General features: G+C 30.7%; 11 protein-coding genes. All 11 read left to right on the forward strand.

Annotated elements, in window-relative coordinates; genetic code table 11:
- Positions 1-160 precede the first annotated feature (160 nt).
- The 11 genes from uvrB (at position 161) to secA (ending at position 16,810) form a co-directional block, all read left to right on the forward strand.
- Positions 161-2,149: an excinuclease ABC subunit UvrB gene (gene uvrB, locus N4A55_RS15015; protein WP_293757838.1), complete on the forward strand. Its 1,989-nt coding sequence runs from the start codon at positions 161-163 to the stop codon at positions 2,147-2,149.
- A 114-nt stretch (positions 2,150-2,263) separates the two neighbouring features.
- Positions 2,264-5,095, forward strand: a complete 2,832-nt coding sequence (gene uvrA / locus N4A55_RS15020; protein WP_293757841.1) for an excinuclease ABC subunit UvrA — start codon at positions 2,264-2,266, stop codon at positions 5,093-5,095.
- A gap of 489 nt (positions 5,096-5,584) precedes the next feature.
- The gene (locus N4A55_RS15025; RefSeq protein ID WP_293757843.1) at positions 5,585-6,292 is read left to right on the forward strand and encodes a PHP domain-containing protein; all 708 of its coding nucleotides are present in this window, start codon (positions 5,585-5,587) and stop codon (positions 6,290-6,292) included.
- Between the two features lie 382 nt (positions 6,293-6,674).
- Complete coding sequence (locus N4A55_RS15030; protein ID WP_293757846.1) at positions 6,675-7,154, forward strand: NADH-quinone oxidoreductase subunit NuoE family protein; 480 nt, start codon at positions 6,675-6,677, stop codon at positions 7,152-7,154.
- Between the two features lie 26 nt (positions 7,155-7,180).
- The gene (locus N4A55_RS15035; protein WP_293757849.1) at positions 7,181-7,576 is read left to right on the forward strand and encodes a (2Fe-2S) ferredoxin domain-containing protein; all 396 of its coding nucleotides are present in this window, start codon (positions 7,181-7,183) and stop codon (positions 7,574-7,576) included.
- A gap of 22 nt (positions 7,577-7,598) precedes the next feature.
- Positions 7,599-9,392, forward strand: a complete 1,794-nt coding sequence (locus N4A55_RS15040; protein ID WP_293757852.1) for an NADH-quinone oxidoreductase subunit NuoF — start codon at positions 7,599-7,601, stop codon at positions 9,390-9,392.
- Between the two features lie 43 nt (positions 9,393-9,435).
- Positions 9,436-11,199: an NADH-dependent [FeFe] hydrogenase, group A6 gene (locus N4A55_RS15045; protein ID WP_293757855.1), complete on the forward strand. Its 1,764-nt coding sequence runs from the start codon at positions 9,436-9,438 to the stop codon at positions 11,197-11,199.
- Positions 11,200-11,649: 450 nt separating this feature from the next.
- A complete protein-coding gene (gene hpf / locus N4A55_RS15050; protein ID WP_293757859.1) occupies positions 11,650-12,186 on the forward strand; it encodes a ribosome hibernation-promoting factor, HPF/YfiA family in 537 nt (178 codons plus the stop codon).
- 304 nt (positions 12,187-12,490) lie between these two features.
- A complete protein-coding gene (locus N4A55_RS15055) occupies positions 12,491-13,474 on the forward strand; it encodes an SGNH/GDSL hydrolase family protein (protein WP_293757862.1) in 984 nt (327 codons plus the stop codon).
- A 182-nt stretch (positions 13,475-13,656) separates the two neighbouring features.
- The gene (locus N4A55_RS15060; protein ID WP_293757865.1) at positions 13,657-14,202 is read left to right on the forward strand and encodes a hypothetical protein; all 546 of its coding nucleotides are present in this window, start codon (positions 13,657-13,659) and stop codon (positions 14,200-14,202) included.
- 28 nt (positions 14,203-14,230) lie between these two features.
- Positions 14,231-16,810 (forward strand): preprotein translocase subunit SecA, encoded by a 2,580-nt coding sequence (gene secA / locus N4A55_RS15065; RefSeq protein ID WP_293757868.1) that lies wholly within the window; start codon positions 14,231-14,233, stop codon positions 16,808-16,810.
- The last annotated feature ends 9 nt before the right edge of the window (positions 16,811-16,819 follow it).

Here is a 16,819-nt window from a genome sequence, read left to right on the forward strand (position 1 = left end):
ATGATTGTTTATATACATATATATTATGTTTTTGATAATTAGTATAAGATGGTAATTATTTTATTTTACTTATAATATTAGCTTAATAAGATTGAATTAATTATCTATAAAGCCTGTGATAATTGATTTGATGTGCAAATAATGAGATAGAGGTGATAATATGGCAAAATTTGAAATTCAATCAAAATTTAATCCTACAGGAGATCAACCTCAAGCTATTAAAAAATTGGCTAAGGGATTCCAAGATGGTAATAAATTTGAGACTTTACTAGGGGTCACAGGTTCAGGGAAAACATTCACTATGGCGCATATTATAAAAGAATTAAAAAAGCCAACTTTGATTATGGCGCATAATAAAACATTAGCAGCCCAGCTGTATAGTGAATTCAAAGAGTTTTTCCCAAATAATGCTGTTGAATACTTTGTAAGTTATTATGATTATTATCAACCAGAAGCATATGTCCCTCATACAGATACTTTTATAGAAAAAGACTCATCAATTAATGAAGAAATAGATAAACTAAGACACTCCGCTACAGCATCTTTAGCAGAGAGAGACGATGTTATTATTGTAGCCAGTGTATCATGTATATATGGACTTGGTAGTCCGATAGATTATAAGAATATGGTACTTTCCTTAAGACCTGGTATGACAAAAGATAGAGATGAGATATTGAGGAAACTAGTAGATATTCAATATATGAGAAATGATATGAACTTTGTCAGAGGTACTTTTAGAGTTAGAGGAGATGTTATTGAAATATTCCCTGCCGCTTCTTCTGATAGAGCAGTTAGAATTGAATTATTTGGAGATGAAATAGATAGGATAACAGAAATTAATGTTATCACTGGTGAAATACTAGGTTATATGGAACATATAGCCATATTTCCTGCGTCTCATTATGTAATTGAGACAGATAAAATAGAAAGAGCTATATACTCTATAGAGAAAGAAAGAACAGAAGTAGTTAAGTCATTTAGAGAAAAAGACAAGTTATTAGAAGCCCAAAGAATTGCCCAAAGAACTAATTATGATGTGGAAATGATAAGGGAAACAGGATTCTGTTCAGGTATAGAAAACTACTCAAGGCATTTAACTGGTTTACCACCAGGGGCTCCTCCACATACTCTTTTTGATTATTTTCCTGATGACTTTTTACTTATTATAGATGAATCTCATATGACGGTTCCACAAGTAAGAGGTATGTATGCAGGTGACCAGTCCAGAAAATCAACTTTGGTAGAATATGGATTTAGATTACCTTCAGCTAAAGATAATAGACCTCTTAATTTTCAAGAATTTGAAAGTAAACTTAATCAAGTATTATTTGTTTCAGCAACGCCAGGACCATATGAATATGATCATAAGCAATTAATGGCAGAACAGATAATTAGACCTACTGGTCTGTTAGACCCTAAGATAGAAGTTAAACCAGTAAAAGGTCAAATAGATGATTTAATATCCAATGTTAGTAGAGAAATTGAAAATAAAAATAAAGTATTAATTACAACATTGACAAAAAGAATGGCTGAGGACTTAACTGATTATATGAAAGAATCAGGTATACGTGTTAGGTACTTACACTCAGATATAGATACTCTTGAAAGAATAGAGATAGTACGTGATCTTAGAATGGATGTTTTTGATGTTCTTATAGGTATTAACTTGCTTAGAGAAGGATTAGATATACCGGAGATTACTTTAGTAGCTATACTTGACGCAGATAAAGAAGGTTTTCTACGTTCTGAAACTGCATTGATTCAGACAGTAGGACGTGCTGCAAGAAATGTTGAAGGTAAAGTTATTATGTATGCAGATATTATTACTGATAGTATGAATAGAGCTATTAGTGAAACTAATAGAAGAAGAAGTATTCAAGAACAGTACAATAAAGAACATAATATAATACCTAAGACCATTAATAAACCTGTAAGAGATATTATTCGTATAACTCAGGTTGCAGAATCCGAAGCAACTTATGAATTAACAAAAGATCCTGAATCTATGAGTAAAGAAGAATTAGAAGTAAAAATACTGAAATGTTCAAAAGATATGAAACAAGCTGCTATGGATCTACAATTTGAAAGAGCTGCACAGTTAAGAGATGAATTATATGAATTAAAAAAACAATTAAATACATTGAATTAAACTTTACTCATATTTAATTCAATTTCAGCTTACCCACTTCAATATTCTATACAGGTAAGCTGATTAAAAGCTTTGCAGAATAAAAGTATCATCATAAATTATAAGAGGTGGCGTATGGGAAAAGATGTAATCACCATAAAAGGTGCAAGAGAACATAATTTAAAAAATGTAGACTTAACTATACCAAGAGATAAATTTGTTGTATTTACTGGACTTAGTGGTTCAGGGAAATCTTCCTTAGCATTTGATACAATATATGCTGAGGGGCAAAGAAGATATGTAGAATCATTATCTGCCTATGCAAGACAGTTTTTGGGTCAAATGGAAAAACCAGATGTAGATAACATAGAAGGTCTATCACCTGCTATATCAATAGATCAAAAGACTACAAGCAGGAATCCAAGATCTACAGTAGGAACAGTTACAGAGATATATGATTATTTAAGGTTGCTATATGCTAGAGTAGGAATACCTCATTGTCCAAAGTGTGGAAAAGTTATCAATAGACAAACAGTTGACCAAATGGTAGATGTAATAATGAAATTGACAGAAAGAACTAAGATAATGATAATGGCTCCAGTAGTCAGAGGTAGAAAAGGTCAACATATCAAACTTCTAGATCAAGCTAAGAAAAGTGGATATGTAAGAGCTAAGATAGATGGCAACATGTATGAATTATCAGAAGAAATATTATTGGAAAAAAATAAAAAGCATACTATAGAAATAGTAATAGATAGACTGATAGTAAGAGAAGGAATAGAAAAAAGACTGACTGACTCTATTGAAACAGTCATGAAATTGACTGGTGGATTATTAGTTATTGATGTCATTGATGGACAACCAATGTCATTCAGTCAAAACTTTTCGTGTCCAGACTGTAATATAAGTATAGATGAGATTGAACCAAGACTATTTTCATTCAATAATCCTTTCGGGGCTTGTCCTGAATGTCATGGTTTAGGTTTCAAAATGAAATTTGATCCTGAATTAATTATTCCTAACCCAAAACTAAGTATAGTTGATGGAGCTATTGTTGCTCCAGGATGGGCTTCGGCTTCTAATGAGGAAAGCTATGTAAGAAGAATGTTTGAAGCTCTAGGGAAAAAATATAAGTTCAAGATTACTACACCATTTGAAAAATATTCTGAAGAAGTAAAAGATATTATCATGTATGGTACCAAAGGCGAAAAATTCATAGTCAAGTACAAATCAGATAAAGGTATGGGACAATATGAAACTGTATTTGAAGGATTGGTTCAAAGTCTCCAGCGTAGATACAAAGAGACAACATCTGATTATATGAAGCAAGAATATGAATCATTTATGACTAATACCCCATGTAGTGTTTGTAATTGTGCAAGATTGAATCCTATAGCATTAGCAGTTACGCTTGGAGGTAAAAATATATCACAGGTAACAGAGATGTCAATAAGAGATATCAAAGATTTCTTTGATAATATACAATTAACTGATAAGCAACTTATAATTGGGGAACAGATTCTAAAAGAAGTTAATGCTAGAATAGGATTCCTAGTGAATGTAGGTCTTGATTATCTATCACTATCTCGTTCAGCTGGTACATTATCAGGTGGGGAAGCTCAGAGAATCAGATTAGCTACACAAATAGGGTCAGGATTAGTAGGTGTGGTATATATATTGGATGAACCTAGCATAGGATTGCATCAGAGAGATAATGAAAAATTACTGCATACATTAAAAAGACTAAAAAAACTAGGAAACACTTTAATTGTAGTGGAACATGACGAAGAAACTATGTTTGAAGCAGATTATATAGTAGATATTGGTCCAAGAGCAGGAGAGCATGGTGGTGAAATTGTTGCTGAAGGTACAGCAGAAGAAATTATGAAGATTGAGGACTCAATAACTGGTGCATATCTAAGTGGAAGAAAAAAGGTAGAAGTGCCACAAATTAGAAGAGCTACTAATGGAAAATGGATTAATATAAAAGGTGCTTCACAGAATAATTTAAAGAATATTAATATAGATATTCCTCTTGGGATTTTTACTTGTGTTACAGGAGTTTCAGGTTCTGGTAAAAGCTCTTTCGTAAATGAAATATTATATAAGAGACTAGCTAGAGACTTGAACAGAGCAAAGATGAAACCAGGTAAACATAAGAATATGTTAGGATTAGAACATCTAGATAAAGTAATAGCTATAGATCAATCGCCTATTGGTAGAACGCCTAGGTCTAACCCTGCTACTTATACAGGAGTTTTTGACCATATTAGAGATATATTTGCAAGTACAGCTGAAGCAAAAATGAGAGGATATCAAAAAGGAAGATTTAGTTTTAATGTAAAAGGTGGCCGTTGTGAAGCCTGTAAAGGTGATGGTATAATCAAGATAGAGATGCATTTTTTACCAGATGTTTATGTACCATGTGAAGTGTGTCATGGTAAGAGATATAATAGAGAAACATTAGAAGTTAAATATAAAGGTAAAAATATATCAGAAGTCTTGAATATGACAGTTGAAGAAGCTCTTGCCTTCTTTGAAAATATACCTAGAATCAAGAAAAAGCTTCAAACACTTTATGATGTTGGATTATCATATATTAGATTAGGACAACCATCAACCACATTATCAGGAGGAGAAGCACAGAGGGTTAAACTGGCTACTGAATTAAGTAAAAGGAGTACAGGTAAAACCATGTATATACTTGATGAACCAACAACTGGTCTACATTTTGAAGATGTTAATAAATTAATTAAAATATTACAACGTTTAGTTGATGGAGGAAATTCAGTTCTTGTAATTGAACATAACCTAGATGTTATAAAAACAGCAGACTATATTATAGATTTAGGACCAGAAGGTGGCGACAAAGGTGGTTTGGTTATAGCAGAAGGAACACCTGAAAAAGTAGTAAAGTGTAAAAAGTCCTATACTGGAAAATTCCTAAAGAAAGTTTTAAATAAATAATATAATACAACCGTTAATAATATAAACTATTATAATTAATATATTATTAGCGGTTTTTATTTTACGTAATGTAAGTAAAACCATTAAAATTAAACAATTGAGTATAACAAGGTTAATAAGCTAAAGAAAACTGATTATTTGACTTAAATTAATAAGATTAATTTTACTTAATCATATATGATGTTAATTTTAAAAATAATTATTTCACAATATTTAATATAAAAAAGTAAAAAAATAATATTCTTAATGAAAAAAACAATATTGAGCAAGTAAAAGAACTAATTTTAGATGGAAGTAATTTACTTAATATATTACGTTTTTTTGTTGAAAAACTCTATTTTCATGGTATAATAAAAAGTGTTATAAAAGCAATAGTAGAATATAGTTTCTTTACATTTATTTCTATTTTTGTTATAATAACAGGGATGTGTGTTTGTCGAAATTGATAAAATATTAACAAAAAATATAGACTATATATGGAGCGAATTTATGAAATTATACTATGATTTTCATATTCATACAGCTCTTTCGCCTTGCGGAGAAGATAGCATGACACCTAATAACATTGTGAACATGTCTTTGATTAATGAATTAGATGCCATAGCTATAACTGACCATAATTCTGCAGAAAATGTCGAAGCAGTAATGAAAGTAGCTAAGGGGAAAGATATTATTGTTGTTCCAGGAATTGAGATAGAAACAAAAGAAGAAATACATGTAGTAGGATTATTCACTAACATTGATAGTGTATACAATGTTCAAAGAAAATTATATAGTAAATTACCCTATATTAATAATAAATCTACTGTCTTTGGACATCAGTATGTTTTGGATGAGAATGATGACATTATAAAAGAACTGGACAAACTTCTACTAGCATCTGTGGCAATGTCATTAAATGAAGTTATAGATTTGATACATGATAACAATGGGATAGCAATACCTGCTCACATTGATAGGCCTAGTTATAGTATATTAGCTAATATAGGATTTATACCAGACGACTTGAATACTTCTATACTCGAGATTTCGAGATTTTCTAACTTAGAAACTTATAGACAAAAATACAAAGACTATCATATTATACAATCTTCAGATGCTCATGAATTAGGGTATATTGGAATTAAAAAAAATTCATTAGAAGTTAATGAAAAAAATATAGAATCAATATTTAACGCACTAAAACAACATGAATAGATAAGAAAATAATTTGAACTAATAATAACAATTCCAGTTCAATTTATATATATTAATGTGTTGGATTGATGTATTTTCTAATGTTATTAATTAAACACACTATTGCATATTTAAACATGAGAATTTTAATAGACTTTCTTTTTTAAGTTTATTATGCATTATACTTTATTGAATAAGGTTAATTATCCTTATCCTTTTATTATCTAAACTGAAAAATACCTAATTACTTGTAAAACTTGTAGAAAAAACATGATATATATGATTCAACCCCATAAAATGGTAATAATGTAGCTTTTCGTGTTAAATATATAACTTTGGTTTATAATTAATAAATTAATATAATTTGTTAATCATTTACATTATATAATAAGGAGGTAAACAAATGGCAGCTAATTCAGCATTAACAGATGAAAAGTTCCAAGAATTAGAGCAGTATATTGATGCAATGCCAACTACAAAGGGAGAACTAATACGTGTTTTACATAAAGCACAAGATATTTTTGGATATTTACCAGAAGAAGTTCAAAAATTTGTAGGAAAAAAATTAAAACTATCAACAGCAAAAGTATTTGGAGTAGTTACATTCTATTCTTATTTCACAATGATTCCAAAAGGTGAATTTAACATTTCAATATGTATGGGTACAGCTTGTTATGTTAGAGGTGCTGAAGATGTTTTGAATGAATTAAAAAAAGAATTAGATATTGAAGTTGGTGAAACAACACCAGATGGTAAATTTTCACTACAATCACTCCGTTGTGTAGGGGCTTGTGGACTTGCTCCAGTTGTTATGGTTGAAGATAAAGTCTATGGTCGTGTTACACCAGATATGGTCAAGGATATTCTTGCAGAATACAAATAATTGTATTTTAAAAAGGAGGAAAAAAAATGGCAAAGATTAAATCTTTTGATGAACTTAAAAAAATCAAGGATAAAGTAAGATCAAATGTAGAATTAAGAGAAAAAGGCGAGAACATTGATAATTTAATACAAATAAAGGTTGCTATGGCTACATGTGGTATTGCATCTGGTGCTAGAGAAGTAATGAATTTTCTAATTGATGAATTAGCAAAAGAAGGCATTAACAACGTAGTTGTAACACAAACCGGTTGTATGGGATATTGTTATGCAGAACCAACAATTGAATTAACTATGCCAAATAGTGAACCAGTTGTATATGGTGATGTAACAATAGAAAAAGCAAAAGAGGTTATTGAAAAACATATTAAAAAAGGCGAGTTAATTGATGGAATAATCCCTGTAACTCATAAAACTATTGAATAAAAAAAGTTAGGAGGCTTAAAAGATGTCTAACTATAAAATGCACATATTAGTTTGCGGAGGTACTGGATGTATATCTGCAAAATCTGATGAAATAGTTGATAATCTAAAGGAACAACTAAAAATCAACAACATGGACAACGAGGTTAAAGTACTAAAAACTGGTTGTTTTGGTTTCTGTGAAAAAGGTCCAGTTGTAAAAATATTACCAGATAATACATTCTATGTTCAAGTACAACCTGAAGATGCTGAAGAGATCGTAAAAGAGCATATAGTAAAAGGTAGAAAAGTAGGAAGATTATTATTTGAAGATCCTGAAACACAAGCAAAAGTTAGTGATTCTAAGAATATGGATTTCTATAAAAAGCAAATGCGTATTGCGCTTAGAAACTGTGGATTTATAGATCCAAGTAATATTGATGAATATATTGCACGTGATGGATATCACGCTTTGGGTAAAGTATTAACTGAAATGACTCCTAGCGATGTAATTAATGTTGTTAAAGAGTCAGGACTTAGAGGCCGTGGAGGCGGAGGATTCCCTACAGGCTTAAAATGGGAATTTGCTAGTAAATATGAAGCAGATCAAAAATATGTAGTATGTAATGCTGATGAGGGAGACCCAGGTGCATTTATGGACCGTTCTATCTTAGAAGGTGATCCACACAGTATTGTTGAGGCTATGTCTATTTGTGGTTACTCAATTGGAGCAACTAAAGGTAAAGTTTATATTCGTGCAGAATACCCACTTGCAATTAAGAGATTACAAAAAGCTATTGATGATGCAAGAGAAGCAGGATTATTAGGTACTGATATAATGGGTACTGGATTTGAATTTGATATTGAACTTACATATGGGGCGGGAGCATTCGTATGTGGTGAAGAAACAGCGCTTATACATTCTATGGAAGGTCAACGTGGAGAACCAACTACTAAACCACCATTTCCAGCTGAATCAGGATACTGGGGCAAACCAACAAATGTTAATAATGTAGAAACATTTGCTAATATCCCTGTTATCATATTAAAAGGAGCAGATTGGTTTAATAAGATTGGTACAGAAAAATCAAAAGGAACAAAAGTATTTGCCTTAGCAGGTAAAATTAATAACGTTGGACTTATTGAAGTTCCTATGGGAACAACTCTAAGAGAAGTAATATATGATATTGGTGGAGGAATTAAGAACGGTAAGAAATTCAAGGCTGTTCAAACAGGTGGACCATCAGGTGGATGTTTAACAGAAAAAGACTTAGATACACCTATTGATTTTGATAACTTAATTGCAAAAGGATCAATGATGGGTTCAGGTGGTATGATTGTTATGGACGAAGATAACTGTATGCCAGCAGTAGCCAAATTCTATCTTGAATTTACTGAAGAAGAATCTTGTGGTAAATGTACACCTTGTCGTGTAGGTACTAAGCGTTTATCTGAATTATTAGAATTAATAACTTCTGGAAAAGGTACAATGGAGCATTTAGATGAGCTTAAGAGATTAAGCCGTGTAATTAAGGATACAGCTCTTTGTGGATTAGGACAAACAGCACCTAACCCAGTATTATCTACATTGGAAGTATTCTGGGATGAGTATGTAGCTCATGTAAAAGATAAAGAATGCCCAGCAGGTAACTGTAAGGATTTATTAAAATATTACATTCAAGAAGATAAATGTATTGGTTGTACAGCATGTTCAAGAGTCTGTCCAGTTGGTGCAATTTCAGGAACTGTTAAAAACCCACATACTATCGACCAAGATAAATGTATCAAATGTGGTGCTTGTATGGATAAGTGTAAATTCGGAGCGATAATTAAGAAATAAATAAAAGTGAATTCTTTAGAATCTAGAAAAGGAGTGTAACCTAATGTCAGAGGTAAAAATTACTATTGATGGTAAAGAAGTACAGGTACCAAAAGGTAGTACTATATTAGATGCTGCTAAAAAGTTAGGCATTGATATTCCAACATTATGTCATTTAGACTTGCATGATACAAAAATGGTTAATAAAACAGCTTCATGTCGTATATGTGTAGTAGAAGTTGAAGGTAGAAGAAATCTAGCACCATCATGTGCTACACCAGCAGTTGACGGCATGGTTGTTAGAACAAATACAATAAGAGTATTAGAAGCTAGAAAAACAGTATTGGAACTATTATTATCAGATCATCCAAAGGATTGCTTGACTTGTGCAAAATCAGGTCGTTGTGATTTACAAGACTTAGCAGAAAAATTTGGAGTAAGAGAAGTTAGAGTAACTGGAAAAGCTCAATCAACATATAAGCAAGATTATTCACCTGCAATTATTAGGGATATGGATAAATGTATTATGTGTAGAAGATGCGAAACTATGTGTAATGAAGTTCAAACTGTTGGTGCGTTATCTGGAATTAACAGAGGATTTGACGCAGTTGTATCTCCAGCATTTGAATCACCATTATCAGAAACAGTATGTACACACTGTGGTCAATGTGTTGCTGTATGTCCAGTTGGTGCTTTAACTGAAAATGATCATACATGGAAAGTTGTAGAAGCATTAGCTGATCCAGATAAATTTGTTGTAGTTCAAACAGCACCAGCTGTAAGAGTTGCAATAGGAGAAGAATTCGGAAAAGAGCCTGGTTCAATTGTTACAGGTCAAATGGTAACTGCATTAAGATCTTTAGGTTTTGATCGTGTATTTGATACAGATTTTGCTGCAGACTTAACAATTATGGAAGAAGGAACAGAATTATTAGGAAGACTTAATAGATTCTTAGCAGGAGACAAAGATGTTCCATTACCAATTTTAACATCTTGTTGTCCAGCATGGGTTAACTTTATTGAAAGTCAATTCCCAGAATTAATTGATATTCCATCATCAGCAAAATCACCACAACAAATGTTTGGTGCTGTTGCCAAATCTTTCTTAGCAGAAAAAATGAATATACCTAGAGAAAAAATGGTTGTTGTTTCAGTTATGCCATGTTTAGCTAAGAAAGATGAAGCTGCTAAAGATGAGTTCAAAGTTGATGGTAATCCAGATGTAGATATATCTATTTCAACAAGAGAGTTAGCTCATTTAATTAAGAGAGCTAATCTTAACTTATTAGAATTAGAAGAATCTGAATTTGATAATCCTTTAGGAGAATCAACTGGTGCTGCTGTTATCTTTGGTTCAACTGGTGGTGTTATTGAAGCTGCAACAAGAACAGCTTACGAAATCCATACAGGTAAATCATTAGATAAAGTAGACTTTGAAGAGTTAAGAGGATTTGATGGTGTAAGAGTAGCATCTGTACAAATGGATGAATTTACACTTAATATTGGTATTGCTCACGGACTTGGTAATGCTAGAAAATTATTAGAAGAAATTGAAGGCGGTAATCCTAGAAACTTACACGCTATCGAAATTATGGCATGTCCTGGTGGATGTATTGGTGGTGGAGGTCAACCTTACCATCACGGTAACTCAGATATTCTTAAAAAACGTATGGCTGCAATTTATGAAGTTGACAAAAATATGCCTTTAAGAAAATCTCATGAAAATCCATCAATCACTGCATTATACGAACAATATCTTGGAGAACCAATGAGTGAATTAGCTCATAAGTTACTTCATACTCATTACTCTGTAAAAGATAAAGTTTAATAAATATATTTATATTAAGTAAAATGGTTTCTGTATTATTATTAATGCAGAAGCCATTTTTAAAATAGTTTCGGATATAATGAAGATACAATTCCATATGAAGAAAATTATTTGCGCTAAATTTTTTTGGGGAAAAATTGTCAGATAACTTTTGTTGACATAAAATATTACTGTTGATAAGTATCCACATTTTTTTAGATAAAAATTGATACGATATTAGGTTATTCACAGAGTTATGCACATTATCCACAGATATTATGAGATTTATAAAATGAAAAAAGATAATTATCAACATGAAAAAACATAAATCTCTTTTATTTAGCAGAAAATTACGAATAGGAATAAATATAAATTTATATCAATTAAAAGGATTTATTGATTGAATATCGAATATAATAATATAGGCTATTATATATAAAAGTCTATGATATTTCGGAAGGAGTTGGTAGTATGCGCTACATCATAAGTGGAAAAAACATAGAAATAACCAAAGCATTAAGGGAAGCAACTATCGATAAGTTGAGCAAAATGGATAAGTATTTCAATCCAGATAACGAAGCTCAAATAACAATGAGTGTTCAAAAATTAAGGCATATAATAGAGGTGACGATTCCGATTAAAGGCAGTATCATTAGAGCAGAAGAATCAGCTGAAAATATGTATACTGCTATAGATAAAGTGGTTGATGTATTAGAAAGACAACTTCTAAAACATAAGAATAAATTAATATCTAGACATCATAGTGCTGGAACTTTTAAAAATGACTTTGTTAATGAAACTATGGAAGAAGACCTTGATGATAAAAAAATTGAGATAGTAAGAACTAAACGCTTTGCAATGAAACCTATGAATGCAATGGAAGCATGTTTACAAATGGATCTATTAGGACACGACTTTTTTGTATTCATGAACAGTGATACAGAAGAAGTTAATGTAGTATATAGAAGAAAAAATGGTGCTTATGGTTTAATAGAACCAACATTCTAATATAAAAAGGAACCTAAAAGGGTTCCTTTTTAATGCCATTTATTAATTGGACAACTTTATGATATAAGGGATATTGGAGGATAGATATATACTAATATGAGCGTATACGCAACCTAAAATTGATTTGTTTCCCCCAAAATTGTTGATTAACTGGATGATATGGGTTATATTATAGATTATACGTTAACTATTCTACCTGACATGATAAAGTATCATTTATAAAAGAGTTTTAATACTTATAATAAAGTAAAAATATATAATACAAGTTAACTTGACAGAATATGTAAAAATGGAGCTGAGATGTATGAATGTATTAAAAAAAGATATATTTCATAATTGTATTGATGTAAAGGTATTAAATAATAAGATGTGTCCTATAAGGTTTAGTAATAAACAAATGGATTTTTATAAGGAATATAAAGAATCATTTATGATTAGAAGCTTTTGCCCTTCAGGAATTTGTATTAAAGGAAAAACCAATTCAACTTTTTTAAAAATAAAATTTTCTATAGAAAAAGGTAAATGTAGAGAATGGGCATATTTTGATTTAGTTATAAATGGTATATTAGCAGAGAGTAGCCTAGCAGAAGTTTTAGAGGAAGGTATTAAACAAACAATAACTTTTGATTTAAGTAAATATTTAATTAATAAAGATGAGCTAGATGTTACGATCTATTTACCCCATTCAGTAGGAATTTTTTTACATGAAATAGATATTTCAGAGCAATCTTATTTTAATAACGTATCCAATGCAGATAAAAAAATAATGTGTTATGGGGATTCAATAACACAAGGAATGAATGCTAAACATCCTTCTTCTACTTATCCCGTTTTATTATCTAATTATTATAATATGGAGCTTATTAATTCAGCGATAGGTGGATTTGTTTTTGATGAAGATAGTTTAGACGAGAATTCAAAATTTAAACCAGATATAATAACAGTGGCATATGGTACTAATGATTGGAACAAGAATTATACAATAATTGATATTGAAAAAGAATGTTATAAATATTTAAAAAAACTACAAACTATCTATAATAAATCTAAAATATATGTTATTTCACCTTTTTGGAGAGCTGATTTTTATGAAAAGAAAACAGCAGGTACGTTGTTTGATGTTATTAACATAATCAATAAGGTGTGCCAAGTATTAGAACTTGAAGTTCTAAATGGCTTTCAACTGATACCAAATATGTGTGAATATTTTGGTGATGGGAAAGTTCATCCTAATGATGAAGGATTTTTACATATTGCATATAATCTCTCTAAGAAACTTAATTATTAGAAATTAAAAGTACTCATATATTGCCATCTAAGTTATTATTAAGGGAAAAATATTACTAAAAAAGAGATATTGCTAAAAAGTTGAATAATCTATAGAATAGTGGTAAAATATTGAGGACTTATAAATTAGATTTAATTATAAAAAACAAATTAAATTCCAATAATACTATTAGGAGGTGCAATATGGGTAAACTATGTAGAAAATATATAACTATATCTGGTATTTTATTAATATACGCAATATGTATACCATCAGCATTTATTTCTCATGCTCAGATAATTAAAGTACAAAACAATTACAATATGCCCATACGTGCTAATGGTCAATGGAATCTAGAGAAAGTTCTTAATGGAACTGTCTTCAAAGAAATAGAAAATACAATAGATAATAGATTAAATAAGAAGGATAAGTTTTTAAGATTATATAGCTTGATACAAAAGTATCTAAATAATAAAATTGAGAATTCAAGGTTAATGTGTGACAAAGAATATACAAATACATATAAACCTGTTTTAATAGATAATAACATTAAGAGTAATATAATTACAGAAGATACCAATGATAAGTTAATTCAGATGCCAATAACATATTACATTGATAGTAATAGTACTCTAGAAGAATATTTCAGGGTTAACTATAAATTAAATACAAATGGAAAATACATTGAATATAAGGTTATATTAAGTAGAATGAATATAAAATATACTTCCACTGAAAGTACAATTTGAAAAAACTAAAAGTGAAAGGTGAAAATAAATGAAAAAATTATTTGAGAAAGTATTTGGAACACATAGTGATAAAGAGATAAAAAGAATAATACCATTAGTAGATAAAATAGAAGCTTTAGAACCAGAAATGGAAAAATTAACAGATGACCAGCTAAAAAGTAAAACTAATGAGTTTAGAGAAAGATTAAAAAAAGGGGAAACATTAGACGATATATTAATTGAAGCCTATGCTGTAGTTAGAGAAGCTGGTAAGCGAACTGTTGGGATAAGAGCTTTTAGAGTTAAAGCTTTAGCTGCTATTATTTTACACCAAGGTAGAATAGCTGAGATGAAAACTGGAGAAGGAAAAACTTATGTAGCTCCGTTTGTAGTTTATTTAAATGCGTTAGAGGGCAAAGGGGTACATATAGTTACAGTAAATGATTATTTAGCTAAACGTGATGCAGAAAATATAGGTTTATTATATCACTTTTTAGGATTAACAGTAGGTGTTATAGTTAATGGAATAGATAATGAAGAAAGAAGAGAAGCATATAACTGTGATATTACATATGGTACCAATAATGAGTTTGGATTTGACTACCTTAGAGATAACATGGTTATTTATAAAAAAGAAATGGTACAGAGAGAACTAAACTTTGTTGTTATTGATGAGGTTGACTCTGTATTAATTGACGAGGCAAGAACACCATTGATTATATCAGGTAGCAGTAGTAAATCAACACATTTATATCAACAGGCAGATATAATTGCTAGAAGATTACAAAAAGGAAGAGTAATCGGAGAAGTATCCAAGATGAGTGCCTTATTAAATGAAGAGATTCAAGAAGAAGGAGATTTTGTAGTTGATGAAAAAGCAAAATCAGTATCTCTAACTGCTGATGGTATCAAGAAAGTTGAACAATTTTTTCAAGTAGATAACTTAGCAGATCCAGAAAATATGGAAATACAACACCATGTTATATTAGCGTTAAAAGCACATAATACTATGTTTAAAGATAAAGATTATGTTATAAAAGAAGAAGAAATAATTATTGTAGATGAATTTACTGGACGTTTAATGCCAGGAAGAAGATACTCTAATGGATTACATCAAGCAATCGAAGCAAAAGAAAGTGTTAGGGTAAGAAGAGAAAGTAAAACCCTTGCAACTATAACTTTCCAGAATTATTTCAACAAATATGATAAAAAATCTGGTATGACAGGTACAGCGTTAACTGAAGAAGAAGAATTCAGAGAAATATATGGTATGGATGTAATAGCTATACCAACTAATAAACCAGTAATAAGAAAAGACCAACCAGACCAAGTTTATAAATCACACCGTGAAAAGGTAAATGCTGTTATCGATGATATTGCAGAATGTTATGATAGAGGACAACCTGTATTGGTTGGTACTATAACAATAGAATCATCAGAAGAATTAAGTAAGATGCTTAGAAAAAAAGGAGTCGTACACAAAGTACTTAATGCAAAATATCATGAGAGAGAAGCTGACATTGTAGCAATGGCAGGTCAGAAAGGTGCTGTTACAATAGCAACTAATATGGCTGGTCGTGGTACTGATATTAAATTAGGTGAAGGTGTTATTGAAACTGGAGGACTCAAAATAATTGGTACAGAACGTCATGAATCCAGACGTATAGATAATCAGTTAAGAGGTCGTTCAGGACGTCAAGGTGATCCAGGGGAATCTAAGTTCTATATCTCATTAGATGATGACTTGATGCGTCTATTCGGTTCAGAGAGAATGAAAAATACAGTTACAAGATTAGGATTACCTGAAGGAGAACCAATTGCGGCAGGTATTTTATCCAATGCAATAGAGAATGCTCAGAAAAAAGTAGAAGGAAATAACTTTTCCATAAGAAAACACTTGCTTGATTATGACCAAGTTATGAATGAGCAAAGAGAGATTATATATGGTGAAAGAAAGAAAGTTCTTGAAGGCGACAACATGAGAGATTTCATAATGAGTATTATAAATGAAGTTATAGGCAGATTCGTTGATATTCATGCAGGAGAAGAGCAAGAATTTGATGAATGGGATATACCAGGACTTATGGAGTCTTTGAATGAGATTATACCAATAAGATCTATTCATACTACTGAAGAAGAAAGAGAATCACTGACTAAAGACAAATTCAAAGAAAAAATATATGAAATAGCAGCTAAACTATATGAAGATAAAGAACATGAATTTGATGAAGAAGAATTTATGCGTGAAGCTGAACGTGTTATCCTACTAAAAGCTATAGATCAAAAATGGATGGATCACATTGATAATATGGATCAAATGCGTCAAGGTATAGGACTTAGAGCATATGGTCAAAGAGATCCTTTAGTGGAATATAAATTTCTTGGATTTGATATGTTCGAAGAAATGTCCAATAATATACAAGAAGCTACACTTAGAGCTCTATATCGTATAAGACCAGCAAGAAAAATAGAGAGAGAAAGAGTAGCCAAGGTTACATCAACAAACAGGGGCGAACAACAAGGGGCTAAACAGCCTGTACGAAGAAAAGAAAGAAAAGTAGGAAGAAACGAGTTATGCCCATGTGGAAGCGGTAAAAAATATAAATACTGTTGTGGTAGAAATCAATAGGCAAGATGA

It is taken from the genome of Vallitalea sp., from assembly GCF_025211055.1.
In the GTDB taxonomy this organism is placed as follows: Bacteria; Bacillota; Clostridia; order Lachnospirales; family Vallitaleaceae; genus Vallitalea.

Bases quoted from the DNA above. Each gene is read 5' to 3' on its own strand.
- N4A55_RS15045 (WP_293757855.1), top strand. From the start codon at position 9,436: ATGTCAGAGGTAAAAATTACTATTGATGGTAAAGAAGTACAGGTACCA.
- hpf (WP_293757859.1), top strand. From the start codon at position 11,650: ATGCGCTACATCATAAGTGGAAAAAACATAGAAATAACCAAAGCATTA.
- secA (WP_293757868.1), top strand. From the start codon at position 14,231: ATGAAAAAATTATTTGAGAAAGTATTTGGAACACATAGTGATAAAGAG.
- N4A55_RS15025 (WP_293757843.1), top strand. From the start codon at position 5,585: ATGAAATTATACTATGATTTTCATATTCATACAGCTCTTTCGCCTTGC.
- N4A55_RS15035 (WP_293757849.1), top strand. From the start codon at position 7,181: ATGGCAAAGATTAAATCTTTTGATGAACTTAAAAAAATCAAGGATAAA.
- N4A55_RS15055 (WP_293757862.1), top strand. From the start codon at position 12,491: ATGAATGTATTAAAAAAAGATATATTTCATAATTGTATTGATGTAAAG.
- N4A55_RS15030 (WP_293757846.1), top strand. From the start codon at position 6,675: ATGGCAGCTAATTCAGCATTAACAGATGAAAAGTTCCAAGAATTAGAG.
- uvrB (WP_293757838.1), top strand. From the start codon at position 161: ATGGCAAAATTTGAAATTCAATCAAAATTTAATCCTACAGGAGATCAA.
- N4A55_RS15040 (WP_293757852.1), top strand. From the start codon at position 7,599: ATGTCTAACTATAAAATGCACATATTAGTTTGCGGAGGTACTGGATGT.
- uvrA (WP_293757841.1), top strand. From the start codon at position 2,264: ATGGGAAAAGATGTAATCACCATAAAAGGTGCAAGAGAACATAATTTA.
- N4A55_RS15060 (WP_293757865.1), top strand. From the start codon at position 13,657: ATGGGTAAACTATGTAGAAAATATATAACTATATCTGGTATTTTATTA.